The sequence below is a fragment of the Kaistia sp. SLG-1 genome, from assembly GCF_059699055.1.
Map to the genome: position 1 here is coordinate 1,116,276 of NZ_AP048544.1, position 20,641 is coordinate 1,136,916.

16 protein-coding genes are annotated in these 20,641 nt (G+C 67.1%); 5 read left to right on the plus strand and 11 right to left on the minus strand.

From position 1 onward, the window contains the following. Positions 1-284: 284 nt before the first annotated feature. A complete protein-coding gene (locus AC6HZP_RS04965) occupies positions 285-842 on the minus strand; it encodes a 1,2-dihydroxy-3-keto-5-methylthiopentene dioxygenase (RefSeq protein WP_201402529.1) in 558 nt (185 codons plus the stop codon). Continuing rightward, the gene (gene mtnB / locus AC6HZP_RS04970; RefSeq protein ID WP_497525637.1) at positions 839-1,513 is read right to left on the minus strand and encodes a methylthioribulose 1-phosphate dehydratase; all 675 of its coding nucleotides are present in this window, start codon (positions 1,511-1,513) and stop codon (positions 839-841) included. Before mtnB ends, AC6HZP_RS04965 begins: the two co-directional genes overlap by 4 nt. Positions 1,514-1,754: 241 nt before the next feature. Here mtnB and AC6HZP_RS04975 point away from each other — a divergent pair, with 241 nt between their 5' ends. The 3 genes from AC6HZP_RS04975 to mtnK all read left to right on the plus strand — a co-directional run bounded on the left by AC6HZP_RS04975 (position 1,755) and on the right by mtnK (position 5,046). Then, complete coding sequence (locus tag AC6HZP_RS04975) at positions 1,755-2,804, plus strand: substrate-binding domain-containing protein (protein ID WP_497525638.1); 1,050 nt, start codon at positions 1,755-1,757, stop codon at positions 2,802-2,804. Positions 2,805-2,823: 19 nt separating this feature from the next. After that, on the plus strand, positions 2,824-3,666 hold the full coding sequence (locus AC6HZP_RS04980) for a hypothetical protein (protein ID WP_497525639.1): 843 nt from the start codon (positions 2,824-2,826) through the stop codon (positions 3,664-3,666). A gap of 117 nt (positions 3,667-3,783) precedes the next feature. Continuing rightward, complete coding sequence (gene mtnK / locus AC6HZP_RS04985) at positions 3,784-5,046, plus strand: S-methyl-5-thioribose kinase (RefSeq protein WP_497525640.1); 1,263 nt, start codon at positions 3,784-3,786, stop codon at positions 5,044-5,046. Positions 5,047-5,063: 17 nt separating this feature from the next. On the opposite strand, the gene AC6HZP_RS04990 is transcribed toward mtnK, so the two are convergent. The 5 genes from AC6HZP_RS04990 to AC6HZP_RS05010 all read right to left on the minus strand — a co-directional run bounded on the left by AC6HZP_RS04990 (position 5,064) and on the right by AC6HZP_RS05010 (position 11,555). Beyond that, the gene (locus AC6HZP_RS04990; protein ID WP_497525641.1) at positions 5,064-6,008 is read right to left on the minus strand and encodes a glycosyltransferase family 8 protein; all 945 of its coding nucleotides are present in this window, start codon (positions 6,006-6,008) and stop codon (positions 5,064-5,066) included. 238 nt (positions 6,009-6,246) lie between these two features. Then, positions 6,247-7,263 (minus strand): ABC transporter permease, encoded by a 1,017-nt coding sequence (locus tag AC6HZP_RS04995; RefSeq protein WP_497525642.1) that lies wholly within the window; start codon positions 7,261-7,263, stop codon positions 6,247-6,249. Then, positions 7,260-8,804 carry a sugar ABC transporter ATP-binding protein gene (locus AC6HZP_RS05000; protein ID WP_497525643.1) on the minus strand — a complete coding sequence of 515 codons (1,545 nt, stop codon included), beginning with the start codon at positions 8,802-8,804 and terminating at the stop codon, positions 7,260-7,262. The genes AC6HZP_RS04995 and AC6HZP_RS05000 overlap by 4 nt, the downstream gene beginning before the upstream one ends. A 202-nt stretch (positions 8,805-9,006) precedes the next feature. Then, the gene (locus AC6HZP_RS05005; RefSeq protein ID WP_497526739.1) at positions 9,007-10,257 is read right to left on the minus strand and encodes an LVIVD repeat-containing protein; all 1,251 of its coding nucleotides are present in this window, start codon (positions 10,255-10,257) and stop codon (positions 9,007-9,009) included. Between the two features lie 257 nt (positions 10,258-10,514). Further along, positions 10,515-11,555: a substrate-binding domain-containing protein gene (locus tag AC6HZP_RS05010; protein WP_497525644.1), complete on the minus strand. Its 1,041-nt coding sequence runs from the start codon at positions 11,553-11,555 to the stop codon at positions 10,515-10,517. Between the two features lie 292 nt (positions 11,556-11,847). Here AC6HZP_RS05010 and AC6HZP_RS05015 point away from each other — a divergent pair, with 292 nt between their 5' ends. After that, on the plus strand, positions 11,848-13,650 hold the full coding sequence (locus tag AC6HZP_RS05015; protein WP_497525645.1) for an adenine deaminase: 1,803 nt from the start codon (positions 11,848-11,850) through the stop codon (positions 13,648-13,650). Positions 13,651-13,968: 318 nt separating this feature from the next. Here AC6HZP_RS05015 and AC6HZP_RS05020 read toward each other — a convergent pair whose 3' ends face one another. From AC6HZP_RS05020 to AC6HZP_RS05035, 4 genes are all read right to left on the minus strand, one after another. Beyond that, positions 13,969-14,076: a putative RiPP precursor gene (locus AC6HZP_RS05020; RefSeq protein WP_201402539.1), complete on the minus strand. Its 108-nt coding sequence runs from the start codon at positions 14,074-14,076 to the stop codon at positions 13,969-13,971. A gap of 1,010 nt (positions 14,077-15,086) precedes the next feature. After that, on the minus strand, positions 15,087-16,721 hold the full coding sequence (locus AC6HZP_RS05025; RefSeq protein ID WP_497525646.1) for an FGGY-family carbohydrate kinase: 1,635 nt from the start codon (positions 16,719-16,721) through the stop codon (positions 15,087-15,089). A 21-nt stretch (positions 16,722-16,742) separates the two neighbouring features. Next, positions 16,743-17,840, minus strand: a complete 1,098-nt coding sequence (locus AC6HZP_RS05030; RefSeq protein ID WP_497525647.1) for an alcohol dehydrogenase catalytic domain-containing protein — start codon at positions 17,838-17,840, stop codon at positions 16,743-16,745. A gap of 361 nt (positions 17,841-18,201) precedes the next feature. Next, positions 18,202-19,221, minus strand: a complete 1,020-nt coding sequence (locus AC6HZP_RS05035) for a LacI family DNA-binding transcriptional regulator (protein ID WP_497525648.1) — start codon at positions 19,219-19,221, stop codon at positions 18,202-18,204. Positions 19,222-19,540: 319 nt separating this feature from the next. Between AC6HZP_RS05035 and AC6HZP_RS05040 the strand changes: the two genes are divergently transcribed. Next, positions 19,541-20,629, plus strand: a complete 1,089-nt coding sequence (locus tag AC6HZP_RS05040) for a Gfo/Idh/MocA family protein (RefSeq protein WP_497525649.1) — start codon at positions 19,541-19,543, stop codon at positions 20,627-20,629. Positions 20,630-20,641: the final 12 nt, after the last annotated feature.

Below are 20,641 nucleotides of genomic sequence, written 5' to 3' on the forward strand. Positions count from 1 at the left end.
AAACCCTCACCCGCCGGCCCTTCGGCCGTCGACCTCTCCCTCAGGGAGGTTAAGAAGAGAGGGCGTTCCCTGGACCCTCCTTCGAGGCCCGGCTTCGCCGGGCACCTCAGGATGATGGTCGAGTTTCTGGGGAGGGGGCTCTTGTCATGCAGGGCCCCCGAGGCAGGTCGATCTGCCGGTCGCCCCTCCCCGAAAACGCTGGCGCGTTTTCGACCCTCCCTCAAGGGGAGGGTTCAAGGGGAGGCAACCCTCTCCCGCGAGCGGGCGAGGGTTTAGGGAAGCAATTACGCCGCGACGCCTTCGCCGAAGGCGGGGATCGTCGAGGCGATCTTGTCGCCGGTGAAGTTCGCGACCCAGCCATCCGGCGAGATGAACAGGCGGATACAGGTGAAGTTCGGCTCCGGGCCCATGTCGAACCAGTGCAGCGTGCCGGCCGGCACCGACAAGAGGTCGTCGCGGGTGCAGACCACCTGGTAGACCTTGTCGCCGAGATGCAGGTAGAACGCGCCCGATCCCTCGACGAAGAAACGGACTTCGTCCTCGTCATGCGTGTGCTCGTCGAGGAACTTGGTGCGGATCGTCTGCTTGTTGGGATTGTCCGGCGTGATGCGCATCACGTCGATCGTCTTGTAGCCCTCGGCGGCCGAAAGCCGGTCGATCTCCGGCTTGTAGGCGGCGAGGATGTCCTCATGGCTGGCATCGGCGGCGAGCTCGGCGCCGGCCTTCCAGCGCTCGAACAGCACGCCGACCTTGTTGAGCTCGGCGGCGATCTCGGCCGGATCGGACGTGACGGTGACGGGGTTGGCCGGATCCTTGTCCGGATAGATGGTCAGCGTGGTCATGGCGTGAACCTCCTGTAGGAAAGCTCGAATTCGAACAGCGTTTCGAGCGCTTCAAGATGACGGGCGGCATCGCCTTCGGTGGCGCCCCATGCATAGACACCGTGTCCGGCCAAGAGATAGCCGGGCGCGGGAATAGCCCCCTGGCGGGTCGTCGGCTGCGCCAGGCGCGCCTCGACCCGGCCGGACAGGGCCGGGATGTCCTGATCATTGGCGAAGACGGGCACTTCGACAATTGCTTCATGCGTCCTGACACCGGCGAGCGCCTTCTGCAGCTCCCAGCCGGTCAGCGTCAGCGTGCCTTCGTGAAGCGCCAGCCGCGACAGCACGGTCGCCGCCGGGCTGTGGACGTGGAAGATTGCGCCGAGTTCCGGCCGTTGCCGGTAGAGGGCGGTGTGCAGCTCGGCTTCCGCCGAGGAGCCCGGCAGCAGCGGCTCGCCGAGCGGCTGGATCAGGATGTCGGACGGGACGAGGTTGCCCTTGTCGACGCCCGAGCGGGTGATCGCGATCTGGTCGGCATCGATGCGGACGGAGAAATTGCCCGATGTCGCCGGCACCCAGTGGCGCAGCGACGCGTTCCGGCCGGCGGCGATGACGCCCGCGACCGCCTTCTGCACGATATCGGCCGTGTCCGGCGCGCCGGTTTCGGTCTTCAGGGGAATCGTCTGCGCCAACCGCGCAACCTCCGTCAAAAAAGCGTCCCGGAACGGGTCCGGGCGCCACCATACTAGCTAAACCACGCGCGGGCGCGCGCGGGAGATCAAATTTCCCAATCCGGGCCCATGAAAGAGAAAATCCTTCGTTCCGCCAGCGTAAGCCGTCGCGCTATCAGAATTATATTGCAACTTCGCAGTCGAATTACAGCGCGTTCTCGGGTCGCAGCCCCGACCGGACGGAACACAGGGAGAGTTTAGCATGAAGCGTTTCGCATTCGGTCTTGCCGGCGCGGGCCTGCTGGCCACCAGCCTGCTCGGCGCCCCCGCCTATGGCGAAGGCATTGCCGGCGCCCCGGCTCCGTTCGACAAGGGCGGCGTCAAGGTGGCGCTGGTCACCTTCATCTCGGCCGGCGATTTCTTCCAGTCCTACCAGGCCGGCGCCGAGAAGCAGGCGAAGGCGCTTGGCATCGACCTGCAGATCTTCCCGGGTCGCCAGGACGCCGCCCAGCAGCGCGAGCAGATCGAGCAGGCGATCAATCTCGGCGTCAAGGGCATCATCATCGATCACGGCCAGCCGGAAGCGCTGAAGGACGTCGCGCAGAAGGCGCTCGACGCCGGCATCAAGGTCGTCGCCTTCGACGTCGATCTCGGCAATCCCGCCATTCCCCAGGTCGAGCAGTCGGACCACGAACTGGCCAAGACCGCGCTGGAGCAGGCGATCGCCGACAACGGCAAGTCGTTCAACGCTGGCTATGTCTATGTCGCCGGCTTCGCGCCGCTCGACCGCCGCAACGAGGTCTGGGAAGAGACCAAGAAGGCCAATCCGGGCATCGTCGAGAAGGCGCGCTGGGGCGCGGTGAACGACACCACCGCCGCCTCGACCGCCGACCAGACCAAGGCCGCCTTCCAGGCCAATCCCGACATCACCGTCGTGTTCGCGCCCTATGACGAGTTCGCCCGCGGCGTGAAGCTCGCGACCGACGAGCTCGGCATCTCCGACAAGGTGAAGATCTACTCGGCCGACGTCTCGACCGCCGATATCACCGAGATCGCCGCCGACGGCAGCCCGTGGGTCGCCACCGTCGCCACCAACCCCGCCGTCGTCGGCGAAGTCTCGGTGCGCGCCGTCGCCAAGCTGATCGCCGGCGAGGACCCCGGCCACAATATCGTTGTGAAGCCCGTGCTGATCACGCAAAAGGATCTGCGCGACAACGGCATCAAGACGGTGGAAGATCTCGACGCGAAGCTGCCGGCTTTCGGCAAGAGCGACGCGGCGAGCGCCAGCTGGATCCCCGTCGCGACGCAGTAGACGCAATGGAGCGAGATGCATGAGCCTGCCCATACGCAGCATGTTCGGCAAAGCGGCCCTCGGGGCCGCTTTCGTCGTCATGGCCCTCTCGACCGCGGAGGCGGTCGAGCCGGTCCTGATCTCCTACGAGGCGGCGCCCTCGGCGGGGTATGACCTGCCGAAGCTCGGCGAGGCGCCCTATGCGGTGCGCTCCGCCTTCGCCACGCAGGCGCTGGCCGGGATCGTCCCGAAGATCGCCGACGCCGTCGGCGTCGAAGACGCCAAGATGGTCAGCGAGGTGACGCCCGGCGGCTACCTGCTGAAGACCAACGCCTCGCTGCAGACCATGGCCGATCTCGACGACGCGGCGGCCGACCGCTTCGCCGCCGCGCTCGGCTATGTCTTCCGCCAGGAAAGCGTGCTGGTCTCGCGCCTCGACGACCCGTCCGGCCAGACCGACTTCGTCACCGTGACCTATCCGCGCGACAAGCTCGATTCCACCGTCGCGCAGGCCTTCTTCGAGAAGGCGGCCTCGATCGATCAGGGCCTCGGCGGCGGCTACACGGTGTTCGGCGACGACCAGATCTTCCTGAACGTCACCGATGGCGACGGCAAGCCCTATAGCGGCCTCGACCACGACGCCTTCCTCGCCGGCCTCAGCAAGGCGGCGGCGGAGTTCGGCCCCCTGAAGCCGACCGTTACCAACAATGGCAAGGCGGTCGCCCGCTTTGTCGGCAATGACTGGAAGGCCCAACCGGACGGCGCGGCCTATATCGAGCGCCTCGGCGGCAAGGATTCCGATCTCGTCAAGAAGCTCGAGACGATCGAGGCCGACTATGCCGTGCTGGTCGACGCCGCCGCCACGCGCTACGGCTGGAAATGACGCTAGAGCGTTCTCGAGCGAAGCGGATACCGGTTCGCATGAAAAAACGCGAGAAAACAAATAGTTAGAGCGCGCGGTCCCGTCCGCGCGCCCTCCCAGACTGAATGAGCAGGTTCGATGTCGCTTCATACTCCCGACGGCTACCAGGCCCTCGACAACCATTCCGTCCGGACCTTCCTGGCTGGCCTTCCGGAGATCCGCTCGAAGCTCGGCGGCGCCCCGGAGCGCTGGACGGTCGAGGAGGTCGGCGACGGCAATCTGAACCTCGTCTTTCTCGTCGACGGGCTGGACGGCTCGGTCTGCGTGAAGCAGTCGCTTCCCTATGTGCGCGCCGCCGGCGAGAGCTGGCCGCTGCCGCTCGACCGCGCCTTTTTCGAGCAGTCCTACTACCGGGCGATCGAGCCGCATGTCGAAGGGCTGGTTCCGCGCTTCTACTACTATGAGCCCAAGCTCTACGCCTTCGTGATGGAGAAGCTCTCGCCGCACATCATCCTGCGGCGCGGCCTGATCGAGGGCCGGCGCTATCCGCAGGCTGCCGCGCATGTCGGCGATTTCGCCGCCCGCTCGACCTTCGCCACCTCCGATTTCGGCGCCACCATCGAGGAAAAGGCGGAGCTGACGGCGCGCTTCGCCAAGAACACCTCGCTGATCCGCATCACCGCCGAGGTGGTGTTCTCCGATCCGCTGAGCCCGTCGCCGCGCAACCGCTGGACCAGCCCGGAGCTCGATGGCCTCGCGGCGCGCTTCCGCTCCGATTCCGTGCTGAAGGCGGCGGTCGCCCATTTCGGCTGGCGCTTCCTGACCGAGGGACAGGCGCTGATCCATGGCGACCTGCACACCGGCTCGGTCATGGTCACCGAGACCGACACGCGCGTCATGGACCCGGAATTCTCCTTCGTCGGGCCGATCGGCTTCGACGTCGGCGCTTTCCTCGCCAATCTCGTCATGAACTACCTGGCGCAGCCCGGCCACGCGACGGCGGCGGACGACCGGCGCGAGCAGGCCGACTGGGTGCTCGACCAGGTGCCGGTGTTCTGGAACGCTTTCAAGACGCGCTTCCTGTCGCTCTGGGAGACGAGCGCCCGCGGCGACGCCTATCCCGTCACCATGTTCGGCAACCCCGCCGACGCCACCGTGCTCGCGGCGGCGCGCGAGGTCTTCCTCGACCGGATCTTCGCCGACGCGGTCGGCTATGCCGGCGTCAAGACGATCCGCCGTATCCTCGGCTTCGCCCACAATGCGGATTTCGAGCGGATCGCCGATCCGGCCCGCCGCGCGCCGCTGGAGACGAAAACCATCGAGCTCGCGCGCGCCTTCCTGCTCGAGCCGGCAAGCTTCCGCACGCCGGAAGACATCGTCGCCGCCGCGAAGGCGATCTGAGGCAAGTTGGCGGGGGCTCAGGCCCCGCTGCCCTCGGGGGCCGGTGCGCGCGCCGCCATCGCCTTGGCGCGCAGCTCCGCGACATGCGGGTCGATGAATGTCGACCGGTAGTGGAGCCGGTAGCGAAGCCGGCGCCAGTGCTTCGGCCGCAGCGTCAACAGGCCGAATACCGTCCGCCGGAAGGTCTTGAACTGCCAGCCGCGCTTCGGCTTCGGAATATCGGCGCCGGACACCTCGCGATAGGCATCGAAGACATCCGCCAGCGGTGAGCGCTTGTTGCTCCACGGCTTGTCGGGGCCGGGATAGTGGATGATGCGCGGGATCATCTTCGGGAAGCGGGTGTATTCGCGCGCGAAGAAGTTGAACTTGCGGTCGATGTAGCGAACGCGGTCCCGGGCGACGAGGTTGATCGCCGTCTGGTCCGGAAACTCCAGCCCGGGCCGGTCGAGCAGTAGCGCGATCGCCTGCTCCGCGATCCGCTCGGCGCGCCAGAGGGCGAGGTTCATCACCAGGACGCCGGAGTTGATGTACTGGTCGGGCCGGAGTCCGATGTCCGCCAGGAACGCCGGCGTCATCAGCCCGTCGAGCGCGCCGGCGACCAGATCCCTGCCGAGATCGAGCTGCCAGAGCTCCGAAATGTCCGAATTCACCACCGCGTCGCCGTCGATATAGATGGCCTTGTCGTGTTCGGCGAGAAGATCGGGAATGAAGAGCCGCGCATACATGGCGGGCGACCAGTTCACGCTCTTCGGCAACCGGGCCAGAAACGCGGGGTCGACGCCAACGATCTCGCAGGAAATGCCATGGTCGGCGCAGAAGGCCGAAAGCTTCTTGCGCCCGTCCGGACTGATGCCGGCGTCGACGACATAGAAGCGGGCGTTCCGGTTGTTGATCCATGCTGAGTAAATGAGCATCATCATGCCTGGGACGAACTTGGTGTCGCCTGCGCTGACGATGATCATTCTAGGTCAGTCCGATATCCCGATATTTCGTTGACGGTCGTCGATGCAATGCCATTCGGTACGGCGACAGGGCCTGAAGGCGCCCTGACTGTCCGGTGCATGGATTGGTTGCATAGCGGATCGCTGCGACCGGAACCAGCGCTGTTCGAGCGGCCGGTGCACCGGTTTACGTCAAGAAAACGTGAGGGAAGGTTGCCCGCTCCGCCCGCCCCTCGACGCAGGGGAAGCGGGCGCCGGACTACCGCTTCTTCTTGCCGAGGCCGAAGGTCAGCGCCAGCGCGCCGACGAGGACGACGCCCTTGACGAAGTCCTGCGTGTAATAGGGCGCGTTCAGCATGGTGAGGCCGTTCAGGAGCACGCCGACGAAGATCGCGCCGAGCACGGTGCCGAGCACGTGCGGCCGGCGCTTGTCGAGAACGGCGAAGCCGATCAGCGCGGCGGCGACGGAATCGAGCAGCAGCGAATTGCCGGCCGAGACGTCGCCGCGTCCGACGCGCGAGGCGACGATGAGCCCGCCGAGCGAGGCGAGCGTGCCGGAGATGACATAGGCCCAGAGGCGATACGCCTTGGTCGGCGCGCCGGCGAGATGCGCCGCCGTCTCGTTGCCGCCGATCGCATAGAACACGCGGCCCCAGCGCGTCCGCTCCATCAGGAACCAGGCGAGGATGGCGACGACAGCCATGACGATGACGGGGTAGGGCACCGTGTCGAACAACCGCCCGCGACCGAGGATGAGGAAGGCCGGATCATAGGCGCCGGGCGCCGTCGTGCCGTTCGGCAGGGTCATGCCGGCGGTGATCGAGCGCCCGCCGGTCGGGATCAGCTGCAGGCCGGCCAGCAGGAACATGGTCGAGAGCGTCGCCAAGAGGTCGGGCACGCCGACGCGCACGATCAACAGGCCGTTCACGAGCCCGATGAAGGCACCCATCAGCAGCACGAGGCCGAGCGTCTCGACCGCGTTCATCTGCAGGACGACCATGGCGTAGCTCGCCGCCATCACCGAGGAGGCGGCGACGCTGCCGACGGAGAGATCGAAGCCACCGGCCGACATGGTGATCGAGACGCCGACGCCGAGGATGGCGACGACGGACACCGCCTGCAGGATGGAGAACAGGTTGGCCGAGTTGATGAAGGCGGGCTGGGCGTACCAGAACCCAACCAGCATCAGCGCCAGGAGCACGAAGAGCGCATATTTGCGCCCCGTCTCCGCGAAGGTCGAGGCCGGCTTCGACGAGGATGCAGCGTGGTCGGTCATGGTGTCTGTCCTGTGCCGTCGGCCCGGGTCTCGGCGCTTTCGACGCTGCCGATGACGGCGGCGAGGCCGCCCTCCTGGCTGCCGTCGGCCTCGTAAAGGGAGTGGTCGCGCATGACGAGGATGCGGTCGGCAACCTCGAGCGCCTCTTCCGTGTCGCTGGTGGCGATCAGCGTCGCCGAGCCGGACTGGCTGTTGCGGATGGCGGCGATCAGGTCGGCGCGCGCGCCGACATCGACGCCCTGGAACGGCTCGTCGAGCAGCAGCAGCCGGCAGGGCGCCGCCTGCCAGCGCGCCAAGACGACTTTCTGCTGGTTGCCGCCGGAAAGCTGGTCCAGCGTGTCGTCGGGGCTGCGGGCCTTGATGCCGAGCCGGCCGATCGCCTCCGAGGCGACCAGGCGCTCGCGTGTTTCGCGCAAGATGCCGAGCGGGAACCAGCGCGGCAGATGCGGCAGCGCGATGGTGCCGGCGATCGAGGCGCCTGGGATCTCGGGCGGCAGCAGCGACGAGGCCCAGCGGTCCTCCGCCACCATGAACACGCCGTTGTCGATCGAGCGTGCGGGCCCGTTCGAGAGCCAGGGCTTGCCGTCGAGCGTGAACGAACCCTCGACCAGCGGCTCCAGCCCGAACAGGGCGCGCAACAAACGACTCTTGCCCGAGCCGAGGGTGCCGGTGATGGCGACGACCTCGCCGGAGCGCAGATCGAGGTCGAACGGCCGGGCGCCGGGGATCAGCCGCGCCTTGCGGATCGAGGCGAGGACCGGCGCGGTCGAGATGGTCGGGGCATGCGCGCCGGCGTCGAGCGTCCGCCCGATCATGGCGGCGATGGCCGCGGAAAAATCGATCGGCCGCGCGAAGGAGGCGACGACCTTGCCGCCGCGCAGCACGACGGCGCGGTCAGCGATCGCCGCGAGATCTCCGGTCCGGTGCGAGATGTAGAGGATGGCGATGCCGCTCTCTTTCAGCCGGCGCAGCACGGCGAAGAGCCGCTCGGCCTCGGTCGCCGAGAGGCTCGAGGTCGGCTCGTCGAGGATCAGCACCGAGGCCTTGGCCGCGACGGCGCGGGCGATGGCGATCAGCTGGCGCTCGGCCGGGCGGAGGTCGATGAAGTCGCGGTCGAGCGGCAGGTCGAGGTCGATCAGCGCCGCGATTTCCTTCGCGCGCTTGCGGGTCGAGCGCGGCGAGACGAAGAAGCTGCCGGTGCCGCAGAGCTCGTTCAGCGTCAGGTTCTCGGCGACCGTCAGCCCCGCCGCGCCGGCCTGGTCGGTCGCCTGGTGCACGGTGGCGACGCCGGCCGCCTGCGCCCCGGCCGGCGAGGCGAACGAGACCGCCTTGCCGTTCAAAAGGATGGTGCCGCTGTCGGCGGTGATCGAACCGGAGAGGATCTTGACCAGCGTCGACTTGCCGGCGCCATTCGCCCCCATCAGCGCCACGATCTCGCCAGCCCCAACCTCGAGATCCGCGCCGGCGAGCGCCCGCGTCGGGCCGAAGGATTTTTCGATGGCCCTGACGGAGACGACGATGTTGGCGGGGGAGGTGGTCAAGGCGGCTCGGTTCGGGACTGGACGTTGACAGGCTCAGGCGGAATTCCCTCCCCCTTGTGGGGAGGGTCAGGGAGGGGGTACCGGCTCGGTCTACAGAGAGCCGCTACCCCTGGCGTTCATTCTTCGGCTTCGGCGCTGGTACCCCCACCCCGACCCTCCCCACAAGGGGGAGGGCGAAGAGGGCGCCGCCCCTAGGCTCAGCTCACCCCTCATACTCCATGATGGCGAGGCCGGCATTGTAATCGGTCGAATAGATGATGCCGTTGGCATCGACGAAGAGGTCGGCCGACTGGATCACGCGGGGACGATTTCCCCGCTTGTCGACCATGCGCTCCGGCGCCGCCGGCACCAGCGCGCCGGTTTCCTTCGGCTCATAGGGGTTCGAGATGTCGAACACGCGCACGCCGGCGTTCTGGTAGGTGGCGAAGATGAGCGTGTCGGAGACGAAACTGCCCGGCCGGTTCTCATGCAGATTGTGCGGGCCGAAATGGCCGCCCTTGGCGGTGTAGTCGGCCTCGGACGGCGTCGGCAGCGTTGATATCGAGATCGGGTTCGCCTTGTCCCTGATATCGAAGATCCAGGTGTGCTTGCGGCCGTCTTCCTCGTGGTCGAGCACGGCCTCGTCGGCGACGACGAGGAGGTCGCGCTTCGGCAGCGGCAGGGCGGAGTGCGTGCCACCGCCGAAGGGCGGCGACCAGTTTTTGTGCGTGATCAGTTTTGGCGATGACTTGTCGGCGATATCGAGGATGGTGAGGCCGCCGTCGCGCCAGCAGGCATAGGCGGTGTCGCCCTCGACCAGGCCGTGATGCAGCGCATAGCGCCGGCCGTCGCCCCAGGTCGGCTGCTCGCCACCGGCCAGGTGCATGCCGGGGATCCACCAGCGACCGGCCTCGACCGGCCTGGTCGGATCCTGCAGGTCGACGATCAGGAAGATGTAGTCGCTGTAGCCGTCGAGCAGCGCCGAGACATAGGCGTAGCGGCCGCCGACATACCAGATGCGATGGATGCCGACGCCGTCGACGGGGAAGAAGCCGATCTGGCGCGGCGCCGTCGGCTTCGAGATGTCATAGATCGCCATGCCGGCCGACCAGTTGCGGGACACCTTGCCGGCGGCGGTGCCGACGGTCTCGCCGACCGATTTCGTGTAGTAGACCTTCTCGTCGACCGCGAAGGCGGCGTCGGCGAACAGGTCGCGCGCATGGATGACGAGCAGCAGATCGTCATGCGTCTGCAGGTGGATCGTCCAGGTGTTCGGCGGCGCCGGCACGAAGACGGTCTCGCCCGGGTTCTTCGGATCGCGCACGTCGATGATGGAAAAGCCCTGCGACCAGGGATGCGCCACATAGGCGAAGCCGCGATGCACCATGACCTGCAGCGCATCCGGCCGCCCGCCCTGGTCGGAATGGCCGATCAGGCGGATGTTCTTGGCAAAATCGGGCGTCGGCAGCGTCATGGCGTTTGGCGGCTTCTTGTTCAGTCGTGATTTTGCCGCGCGTGCGGTCGCGGCGAAGCGAGTTTCTTTCTTCACCTCTCCCTGAGGGAGAGGTCGGACCGCAGGTCCGGGTGAGGGTTTACGCCCTCACCGGATAGGTCCCTAAACCCTCACCCGCCGCACTTCGTGCGTCGACCTCTCCCTCAGGGAGAGGTGAAGGGAAGGGGGCGACGTCATCCCGGGTCAAGCCCGGGATGACGTCGGAGTGTTTGCTGGCCTCACTTCGAAGCCGGGATCCAGTCGGCCTTGGCGGCGTCGCTGTCCTTGAAGGCCGGGAACTTGTCCTGCAGTTCCTCGATCGTCTTGATGTTGTTGTCGACGAGGTCCTTCTTGGTGACCAGAGTCGGCTGGATCAGCACCGAGCGGCCGGGATCCTGGCCGGCGATCAGCTGGGCGAGCGCACGCACCGAGACCTCGCCGACGACGGCCGGGTTGGTGGCGGCGGTGGCGACCCACGGGCTGTTCGGCTCGAGCATGGCCTGGATGTCCGAGGTCGAGATGTCGACGCCGTAGATCTTGACCTTGTCGCTGACGCCGGCCTCGTCGATCGCGAGCTTCACGCCGCGGGCGAACTCGTCCCAGGGAGTGAATACGACGGAGAGCGTCGGGTTGGCGGCGAGCACGGCCTTGGTCTGGTCGGCGACGGAGGCCGGGACGCTGTCGTTGACGACGCCCCAGGTGGCGACTTCCTTGATGCCCGGATACTTCTTCTCGAAGTCCTTCCAGACGGCATAGCGGCGGTCGAGCGGCGCGAAGCCGGCGACATAGACGGCGCCGCCGTCGAAGGTCTCGCCCTGCTCCTTGACCGCCTGCTCGAGCACGAGGCGCGCCATGTCGGCGTCCGACTGCTCGATCTGCGGGATCTTGGCGTTGTCGAGGTTGACGTCATAGGCGACGACCGGGATGCCGGCGTCGATGGCCGCCTGGGCGACGTCCTTCAGGGCTTCCGGCTGGCCGTTGTTGATGACGATGCCCTTGACGCCGAGATTGACCGCCTGCTGGATCAGTTCGCGCTGGGCGTTGATGTCGTTGCGCGCCTGCGAGACGTTGGCGTCGATGCCGAGCGCCTCGGCCTGGCGCTTCACGCCGGCCTCGAAGGCCTGCAGCCAGTCGCCCGAGCCGAGGAAGCTGATGACGGCGATCTTGACGCCGCCCTTGTCGAACGGCGCCGGCGCGCCGGCGATGCCCTCGGCATAGGCGCCGGATGACAGCGCCGTCAGACCGGCGGCGAGCGCCAGCGAAAGAAGTTTCTTGCCCATGTCCCAAACCCCCGTTTGATGGCTCGAAATTGTGCGCCGGCATCTGTGCTCGCTGGAGCTGCCGCCACGATTGTTGCCAAGCTAGCGTTCTACTGTGGGGCATAAAGGAACAGCATTTCAATTCAAGCCATAATTCGGGACATTTGTTGCTGAATGCCATTCGGCCGATGCCGGCGCGGCGGTCCACTTTGACGCGCGATGGCAGGCGTGACTTTCGACGGGATCGCCACCAGAATTCACCGGTTGGACAGGGCGCGCCAGGGCGGCGCATCGCAGGGAACGAAGACAAAGAATGACCAGGCTCACCCGCTTCTCCGTCGCGCCGCTCGCGACGATGACCCGCCATCTCGCCGACGTCGCCTCCGGCCGCGCCGCGCCCGATCTCGTCATCAAGGGGGCGCGCGTCCTCTCGACCTATTCGGAGCGTATCCTGCCGGAGCGCGAGATCTGGATCTCCGGTGGCCGCATCGCGGCGGTGAAGCCGTCCGGTACGCACAAGGGCGGAGCGAAGGCGATCTATGACGCGAAGGGCGGCATCGTCGCGCCGGGCCTCGTCGACCCGCACATCCACATCGAATCCTCGATGGTGACGGCCTGCGCCTATGCCGAGGCAGCGCTTTTGAACGGCACGACGACGATCTTCTGCGACAGCCACGAGATCGGCAACGTGATGGACGTCGCCGGCGTCGAGGCGATGCTGGAGGATGCGCGCGTCGCGCCGCTCTCGATCTTCCTGACGGTGCCCTCGACCGTGCCGGCCACCTCGCCGGAGCTGGAGACGGCCGGCGGCGACCTGACGCCGGACAAGATCGCGGCGCTGTTCGACAAGTGGCCGGAAGCCGTCGCGCTCGGCGAGAAGATGGATTTCGTACCCGTCGCCATGGGCGACGAGCGCAGCCACGCGATCATCGCGGCGGCGCTGTCGCGCGGGCGGCCGGTCTCGGGCCACGTCTATGGCCGCGAGTTCGTCGCGGCCTATGCCGCCAGCGGCGTCACCGATACGCATGAGGCGATCGACCGCGACATCGCCGACGACATGCTGGAGGCCGGCATCTGGCTGTTCCTGCGCGGCGGCCCGCCGACGACGCCGTGGCATTCGCTCCCGCAGGCGATCAAGACGATCACCGAGCTCGGCTCCTCGCACAAGCGCGTCGCGGTGTGCACCGACGACCGCGACGCCGACGATTTGATGCATTTCGGCCTCGACTGGGTGGTGCGCGAGGCGGTCAAGGCCGGCATGTCGCCGGAACAGGCGTGGTCGATGGGCTCGCTGCATGGCGCCACCCGCTTCGGCCAGGAGAACGAGATCGGCGGCATGGGCGGCGGCCGCCGCGCCGACCTCGTGCTGATGAGCGACGATCTCGATCCGCAATCGACCTGGTATGGCGGCGAGCTGGTCGTCGACGGCGCGAAGATCACGCCGATCCTCGATGCGGCGCTCTCCGATCGCTACCAGTATCCGAAGGCGGCGTACCAGACGGTCAAGCTGCCGAAGGGGCTGAAGCTGACGCCGGAGCTGCCGTCCGGTCCCGGCACGCTGCATGCGATCCGCACGGAGCTTCCCGGCATCACGCTCGGCCACGAGCGTATCGAGATCGAGGCGGCGAACGACTGGCAGACCCTGTTCGAGCGGCACGGCCTCTGCTTCGTCACCGTCGTCGAGCGGCACGGCAAATCGGCCGGCAACGTCGCGCATGGCGTGTTGTCGAATTTCAGCCTGCTGCGCGGCGCCGTCGCCTCGTCGGTCGGCCATGACAGCCACAACATCATCGTCGCCGGCACCAACGAGCCGGACATGCAGCTGGCGCTCGACACGGTCGCGGAAACCCAGGGCGGCGTCTGCGTCGTTGCCGACGGCAAGGTGCTGGCGAAGATCGACCTGCCGATCGCCGGCCTCCTCTCCGACAAGCGCGTCACCGAGGTGGCCGAGGAGACGCGGGCGCTGAAGGTCGAGTGGGAGAAGGCCGGCTGCTCGATCCCCTATATGGGCTTCAACCTGATCCCGCTCTCGGTCATCCCGGAGATCCGCATCACCGACAAGGGCCTGGTGCTGGTGCCGGAAATGGCGATCCAGACGATGTTCGAGCCGGCCTGAAGCCAAACGAAAACGCCCCGGCACGCGGTGCCGGGGCGTTTTATCCTGTTCGCCCGTCCGGGATGTCGGAGGACATCCTTTCAGGGAGCGATCTCGCTTCGCGAGCCTAGCCCACCGGGACGGGATGGCTGGTCGCCGGCGCCGCGGCGATGCGGTCGAGCTTCTCGCGCTTGGCGAGGACAGGCGTTTCGTAGGTCTTCTTGGCCATGGTCGTTCTCCTTGCGGGCCTGCCCAGAAGCTCTCGGGCCTCCGGGCCTGGCGCTCATTTCAACGGATGGTGGCGTTCGAAATCGCCGGCAGGGACGCCGGCGACGGCGACTAGGGCGGCGGCGGGCTCACGGGACGCGAGCCGGCGGCCCCGGCTGCGATGCGGTCGAGCTTCTCGCGCTTGACGAGAGCAGGCGCCTCGTAGGTCTTCTTGGTCATCGGAGATGTCCTTCAGGCTAGCCCCGATGCTCCTGGCATGCGGGCATGGCGTTGCTTCAACCGATAGTAAGGGGCCAGTCCGCCGGCAGAAACGCCGGCGCGGCCTTCAACGGAGCGGACGCGAGCCGACGGGTTCGGCAGCGATGCGGTCGAGCTTCTCGCGCTTGACGAGAGCAGGCGCTTCGTAAGGCTTCTTGGTCATGGCAGTTTCCCATTCGCGCCAGCCCCGATGCCTTCCAGCATCCGGGCCGGGCGCTCATTTCAATGGATCGCGGTGTTCGCTACCGCCGGCAGAAACGCCGGCGACGGCCATCAGGTGACGTTCGGACGCGAACCGATGCTCGCCGCGGCGATGCGGTCGAGCTTCTCGCGCTTGACGAGGACGGGTGCTTCGTAGGTCTTCTTGGTCATGGTATTCCCCCAGCCGCCATGCCCGATGCCTTCGCGCGGGGCATGGCGTCCATTTCAATGAATTGTGGTGTCAGGGACCGCCGGCAGAAACGCCGGCGACGGCATCAGACCGGCGGCTTCTGGCCCGAGACGACGGAGTTCGCGGCGATGCGGTCGAGCTTCTCGCGCTTGACGAGGACGGGCGCTTCGTAGGTCTTCTTGGTCATGGCAGATTTCCCATTCACGCCGGCCCCGATGCGCTCTGGCATCGGGCATGGCGCTCATTGCAACGGATGGTGGTTTACGGGATCGCCGGCGGGGACGCCGGCGACGGCCATCACTCGGGCGGACGGACGGCACCCGAGACGGGCGGCAGCGTGGCCGCGATGCGGTCGAGCTTCTCGCGCTTGTTGAGAACAGGCGCTTCGTAAAGACGCTTTGTCATTTAGCCCCCTATGCGTGACGTAGCGTCTTTTCGTTCCAGCTTTATTGGCGCTCCGCAATGGGATCCTAAGGTAACCAGATCGTTCGACACAGTTTTGAAATATCCGTTGCGTGGAAGTCGCACACGCCAACAATCCGCAGGTTGCAGACTATACATAAGACATCTTTGGGTTGCTTCAGAGCGCCGAGGTGACCAGCTCGCGCGCGGCGCGGTCGGCTTCCTGCAGGGCCAGGAAGACGCGATATTTGGCGTCGTGGATTCGCGCCGTCGCGCCGCCGGTCGGCTTCTGCTCGGCGCAGAGGCGCGACATCCGGTCGATCGCCGCGCCGGTGTCCGGATAGGCGCCGGCCGCCACCGCGCCGAGGATCGCTGCGCCCAGCAGCACCGGCTCGGCCGTCTCGGGAATGGCAATGGTGAGGCCGGTGGCGTCGGCCATGATCTGGCGGACCAGCGGGCTCTGTCCGGCGCCGCCGGAAACGACGATCGTGTCGAGCTCGGCGCCCTGTTCGGCCACGGCCGCCACGATCTGCCGCGCGCCATAGCCGAGGCCGCAGAGACCAGCGAGATAGAGGCGCGCCAGGCTGTCGAGATCCTCGTCCATGTCGAGCCCGGCGATCACCGCGCGGGCGTCCGGATTGGCGTTGGGCGAGCGGTTGCCCAGGAATTCCGGCACGACCTGCAGGGTCGCGGCGAGGCGGGCGAGCGCCTCCGGCGTCGCGGCGAGCGCGCCGACGCGCGCCTCGAGATAGGCGAGCAGCGACTTGCCCTCGGCCTTCGCCCTGGCGGTCGCCTCGGCATGGGCCGGGTGCAGCTTGACCAGATGGTCGATCGCGGCGCCCGCCGCCGACTGGCCGCCCTCGTTCAGCCAGAAGCCCGGCAGCATGGCCGAGAAATACGGCCCCCAGACGCCGGGCACGAAGCGCGGCTCGACCGTCGTCGTCATGGCGCAGGCCGAGGTGCCGAAGATATAGGCCATCTGGCGCTTGGCGTCGGTCGTCCGGTTCGCCGTATCGCGCGCGCCGATCGAGCCGACGCCGCCGGCATGCGCGTCGATCAGCGCCGCGCCGACCGGGATGCCGGCCTTGAGGCCGAGTTCGTCAGCGGCCGCCTGCGTCAGGCCGCGGCCCAGCGGCGTGCCGGGATCCACGACATTGGTGCCGATGCGGGCGAAGCCCTCGTCGGCGAGGGCGCCGAGGCCGATTTGGCGGAAATAGCTCTCGTCCCAGCGCTTCTCATGCGCGAGATAGGTCCACTTGCACGTGACGGTGCAGACGGAGCGGTCGAGGCTGCCGGTGGCGCGATAGGTGAGCCAGTCGGAGAGATCGAAGAAGTGCTTCGCCTTGTCGAAGCTTTCGGGCAGGTTTTCCGAAAGCCAGAGCAGCTTCGGCGTCTCCATCTCGGGCGAGATGACGCCGCCGACATAGGCGAGCACCGGATGCTTGGTCGCGTTGATCCGGCGCGTCTGCTCGGTGGCGCGGTGGTCCATCCAGACGATGATGTTGCGGTCGGGATCGCCCGACTGGCTGACGGTGACGGGCTTGTCCTCGGCGTCGATCAGCACCAGCGAGCAGGTGGCGTCGAAGCCGATGCCGGCGACGGCGTCCGGCGCGACCTTCGATGCCGCCATCGCCTCGCGGACCGAGGCGACGATCGCCTGCCAGATGTTCTCCGACGACTGCTCGACGACGTCGCCGGGCTCGTGCCAGAGCGTGATCTCGCGCTTGGCCGAGGCCTTCAGCACGCCGTCCGCGTCGAACACGCCGGCGCGCGCGCTGCCGGTACCGACATCGATGCCGATGAAGAAGCTCATGAGGACATTCCCGTTTCGCTGTCAGCCGGCGGCGTCGGCGCCATAGCCCGGCCGCAGCAGCACCTTGATGGACTCAAGTCCATAGGCCTTGTCGATGGCCGTGGTCCAGTCCTTGAGGCCGTAGTGATGCGTGACGATGCCCTTCGAGGTGACGAGGCCGCGCTGCAGGAGATCGATGGCTACGGGATAGCAATAGGGCGCGAGATGGGCGCCGCGAATATCGAGCTCCTTGCGGTCGCCGATGATCGACCAGTCGGCCGTCGTCTCGGCGCCGAAGACGGAGAATTCGACGAAACGGCCGAGCTTGCGGATCATCTCCAGGCCCTGCGTCACGCCGGCCGGCACGCCCGTCGTCTCGATATAGACGTCGCAGCCATAGCCGTCGGTCAGGCCGCGAATGACCTCGATCGCATCCTCTTCGCGCGGGTTGATCACCACGTCGGCGCCGAAGGATTTCGCCAGCGCCAGCCGCTCCGGCACGAGGTCGACGACGACCAGCTTCTTCGGCGTCTTCAGATGCGCGACCTGCGTCATGAACAGGCCGAGCGGGCCGGCGCCGGCGATCACCACGACGTCGTCGAGCTGGATGTCGCCGCGATTGACCGTATGGATCGCGCAGGAGAGTGGCTCGATGATCGCCGCGTCCTCGAGCGAGATCTCTTCCGGGATCTTGTGCACGCGCGCCGTCTCGGGAATGCGCATGTATTCGGCCATGCCGCCATCGGCGACCTGGCGCTGGAAGCCGAAGATGTTGTGGATCTCGCACATCCAGTACTGGCCCGAGCGGCAGTAGCGGCACTTGTCGCAGGGCACGATCTGCTCGGCGATGACGCGGTCGCCGACCTCGACGCCGAAATGCTCGGCCGCTTCCTCGCCGATCTCCTCGACGCGGCCGAAGAATTCGTGGCCGGGGATCACCGGCGGCTTCACGTAAGGATTCTGGCCGCCCCAGAACATGTTGGCGCCGGACCAGCACTTGCAGTCGCTGGCGCAGATGCCGCAGGCGTCGATCTTCAGCACCAGCTCGCGCCGGCGCGGCTCCGGCTTGCCGACCGCCTCGACGCGATAGTCCTTCGGGCCGTGGCAGACGATCGCCGTCATGGTGCGGGCTTGGTACATGGAGGCCTCTCCAGGGATCCGGGCGACGCTCACGCGGAACGCGCCCTCGTGTTGGAACTGGCCCGCGAGGATAGGGACAGTTCGCGCCCCGCGCCAATCGCGAAACAGCGCCGGACTGATACGGATTTGACCGGGTGGTGATGGTGGGGGGGCCGGCGGGAGGGCGATGCGGGCGCAACCCGCTCGCCGTCATCCCGGGCTTGACCCGGGATCCATGCAGCCGAAGCGCGGGGCGCTCGAAACGCCGGAAAACCCGGCGGGATGGATCCCGGATCTCCGCTGCGCTGCGTCCGGGATGACGGCGAGGGTGCGGAAAGGTTCGACCTGAGCCCCCCACGAATTCAAGGCAAAGCCCTGCGCCTCACACTTCCGGAATGTTCTCCTTGAAGATCGCCTGCAGGCGCGTCGCCGGGCCGGTCGGGTTCGCCTCGCCGCGGGCGGCGCGGGCGAGCCGGTCGACCGCCTCGCGCGCCTCGACGCGCGGGTTCTGGTCGATCGCCGCGTCCATCACGCCGGAGATCAGGAAGCGGCGCGTGTGCTCGGTCAGCTCGTGGCCGATGAAGACGACGGATTTCTCGCGCCCCGCCTCCTGCAGCGCGCGCGCGATGCCCCGGTTTCCCGCGCCGATATTGTAGATGCCGGCGAGATCGGGGTGGCGGGCAAGCAGCGCCGCCGCTTCCCGGTAGGCGCGCTCGCTGTCGTCGCGGATCTCGCGCAGCTCGACGATCGCAAGCCCCGGATAGTCCTCGCTCAACATGTGGCGGAAGCCCATCTCGCGCTCCTCGTGGCCGCGATAGGAAAGCGAGCCGGCGAAGAGCGCGACCTTCGCCGTTTCCGCCTTCAGGAAGCGGCCGAGCAGATAGCCGGCGAGGCGGCCGGCGGCGCGGTTGTCGATGCCGACATAGCCGACGCGCGGCACGTGGCTGATATCCGAGACCAGCGTCATCACCGGCACGCCGGAATCGGCGAGCGCGCGGATCGCCTCGCGCACCACCGGGTGATCGAGGCCGATCAGCGCCACGCCCTGGCTCTTTCCGCGCAGGGCTTCGAGCTTTTCGGCCAACAGCGCCGGCTCGAAGCCCTCGATCGAGTGCAGGCGCAGATTGACGTCCGGCCGCGCCATGGCGGTGTCGGCGAAGCGGGCGGCGAGGTTGTTGATGAAGGTGTTGGTGCCGCCGGGCAGCACGATGTCAAGGTCGACGATATCGATCGGCGGGCGGGCGGCCTCGGCCGTCTCGAGAACGTAGCCGAGGCTGGCGGCGGCGGTAAGCACCTGCGCGCGGGTCCGCTCGCGCACGCCGTCGCGCTGGTTGAGGACGCGATCGACCGTGGCGGTCGAGACGCCCGCCACCCTGGCGATATCAACAAGTGTCGTCCGCATTCCGTCTGTCCGAGTCGTTTGGGCCGAGGAGGCTGCACCTAAGCCGATTGGGGTTCGCGCCGGAAGCGCCGCCGCGTCTCGGTCGATGAAATGATGTAAAATGATGGTTCTGATGTCAATATCATCAGTTGACATCCGATCTGATCAATAACAATCATCTGGCCGTTGACGCCCTCGCGGCGTCGCGGCGCGGTCGTCGTGGTTTCGGTCATCCCGGGAGGAGGGCGCCGGGACCGATCGGCGACGGCTCGGCCGGCTTCCATATGGCTAACGGGAGGTTAACGGCCGCGGCGCGCATTCAGGAATGGTGGAGGAACCCATGGTCGACACGAAGGGCTTCGCGCCCGATCCGGAAATCCGGGTCAACGATCTCCGGATCGGCGCCATCGGCGCCGGCATGATCATGGCCGAGTGCCATCTCGCCGCCTATCACGAGGCCGGCTTCCCGGTCGTGGCGATCGCCTCGCGCACCAAGGCGAACGCCACCAGGGTGGCGACACGCTGGTCGATCCCGACCGTCCACGAGACGCCGGAAGCCCTGATCGAGGACGAGCAAGTCGAGATCCTCGACATCGCCTTCCCGCCGGACCAGCAGCTGGCGCTGATCCGCCACGCGCTGAAGCAGAAGCATATCAAGGGGATACTGGCGCAGAAGCCGCTGGCGCTGACGCTCGACGAGGCGATTGCGCTCCGCGACGAGGCGAAGGCGGCCGGCAAGATCCTCTCCGTCAACCAGAACATGCGCTACGACCAGTCGATGCGCGTGCTGAAGCAGATCCTCGATCGCGGCGAGCTCGGCACGCCTGTCATCGCGACGATCGACATGCACGCGATCCCGCATTGGCAGGGCTTTCTCGAAGATTATGACAGGCTGACGCTCGCTAATATGAGCGTGCATCACCTAGATGTACTTCGCTTTCTGTTCGGCGAGGTCGACGAGATCTACACCGCCGCCCGTCCTGATCCGCGCACGACCTTCGAGCACAAGGACGGCATTACCGCCTCGACGATCAAGTTCCAGTCCGGCGTCTTCGCCGTGTCGCTGGAGGATGTCTGGTCCGGCCCGCGCGAGGAGGGCTTTGACTCGGACATCTACATCAGATGGCGGGTCGAGGGCACGGAGGGCGTCGCCCAAGGCACGATCGGCTGGCCGACCGGCGCCGCCTCGACGCTCACCTATGCCTCGAAGCGCACCACCGGCGGCAAGTGGGTGACGCCGGATTGGGACACGATGTGGTTCCCGCACGCCTTCAAGGGCGTGATGGAGCAGCTGCAATACGCGGTGAAGACGGGCACCGAGCCGGCGCTCACCGTCGCCGACAATGTCCGCACCGTGGCGCTGATCGAGGCCGGCTACCGCTCGATGGCCGAGCGCCGCGCCGTCCGGCTTTCCGAAATCGCCATCTGAAGTTCAGGGAGG

Bases quoted from the DNA above. Each gene is read 5' to 3' on its own strand.
- AC6HZP_RS04965 (WP_201402529.1), bottom strand. From the start codon at position 842: ATGACCACGCTGACCATCTATCCGGACAAGGATCCGGCCAACCCCGTC.
- AC6HZP_RS05030 (WP_497525647.1), bottom strand. From the start codon at position 17,840: ATGTACCAAGCCCGCACCATGACGGCGATCGTCTGCCACGGCCCGAAG.
- AC6HZP_RS04975 (WP_497525638.1), top strand. From the start codon at position 1,755: ATGAAGCGTTTCGCATTCGGTCTTGCCGGCGCGGGCCTGCTGGCCACC.
- AC6HZP_RS05010 (WP_497525644.1), bottom strand. From the start codon at position 11,555: ATGGGCAAGAAACTTCTTTCGCTGGCGCTCGCCGCCGGTCTGACGGCG.
- AC6HZP_RS05005 (WP_497526739.1), bottom strand. From the start codon at position 10,257: ATGACGCTGCCGACGCCCGATTTTGCCAAGAACATCCGCCTGATCGGC.
- AC6HZP_RS04990 (WP_497525641.1), bottom strand. From the start codon at position 6,008: ATGATCATCGTCAGCGCAGGCGACACCAAGTTCGTCCCAGGCATGATG.
- AC6HZP_RS05020 (WP_201402539.1), bottom strand. From the start codon at position 14,076: ATGACCAAGAAGACCTACGAGGCGCCTGCTCTCGTCAAGCGCGAGAAG.
- AC6HZP_RS04980 (WP_497525639.1), top strand. From the start codon at position 2,824: ATGAGCCTGCCCATACGCAGCATGTTCGGCAAAGCGGCCCTCGGGGCC.
- AC6HZP_RS04995 (WP_497525642.1), bottom strand. From the start codon at position 7,263: ATGACCGACCACGCTGCATCCTCGTCGAAGCCGGCCTCGACCTTCGCG.
- AC6HZP_RS05040 (WP_497525649.1), top strand. From the start codon at position 19,541: ATGGTCGACACGAAGGGCTTCGCGCCCGATCCGGAAATCCGGGTCAAC.
- AC6HZP_RS05025 (WP_497525646.1), bottom strand. From the start codon at position 16,721: ATGAGCTTCTTCATCGGCATCGATGTCGGTACCGGCAGCGCGCGCGCC.
- mtnK (WP_497525640.1), top strand. From the start codon at position 3,784: ATGTCGCTTCATACTCCCGACGGCTACCAGGCCCTCGACAACCATTCC.
- AC6HZP_RS05035 (WP_497525648.1), bottom strand. From the start codon at position 19,221: ATGCGGACGACACTTGTTGATATCGCCAGGGTGGCGGGCGTCTCGACC.
- AC6HZP_RS05015 (WP_497525645.1), top strand. From the start codon at position 11,848: ATGACCAGGCTCACCCGCTTCTCCGTCGCGCCGCTCGCGACGATGACC.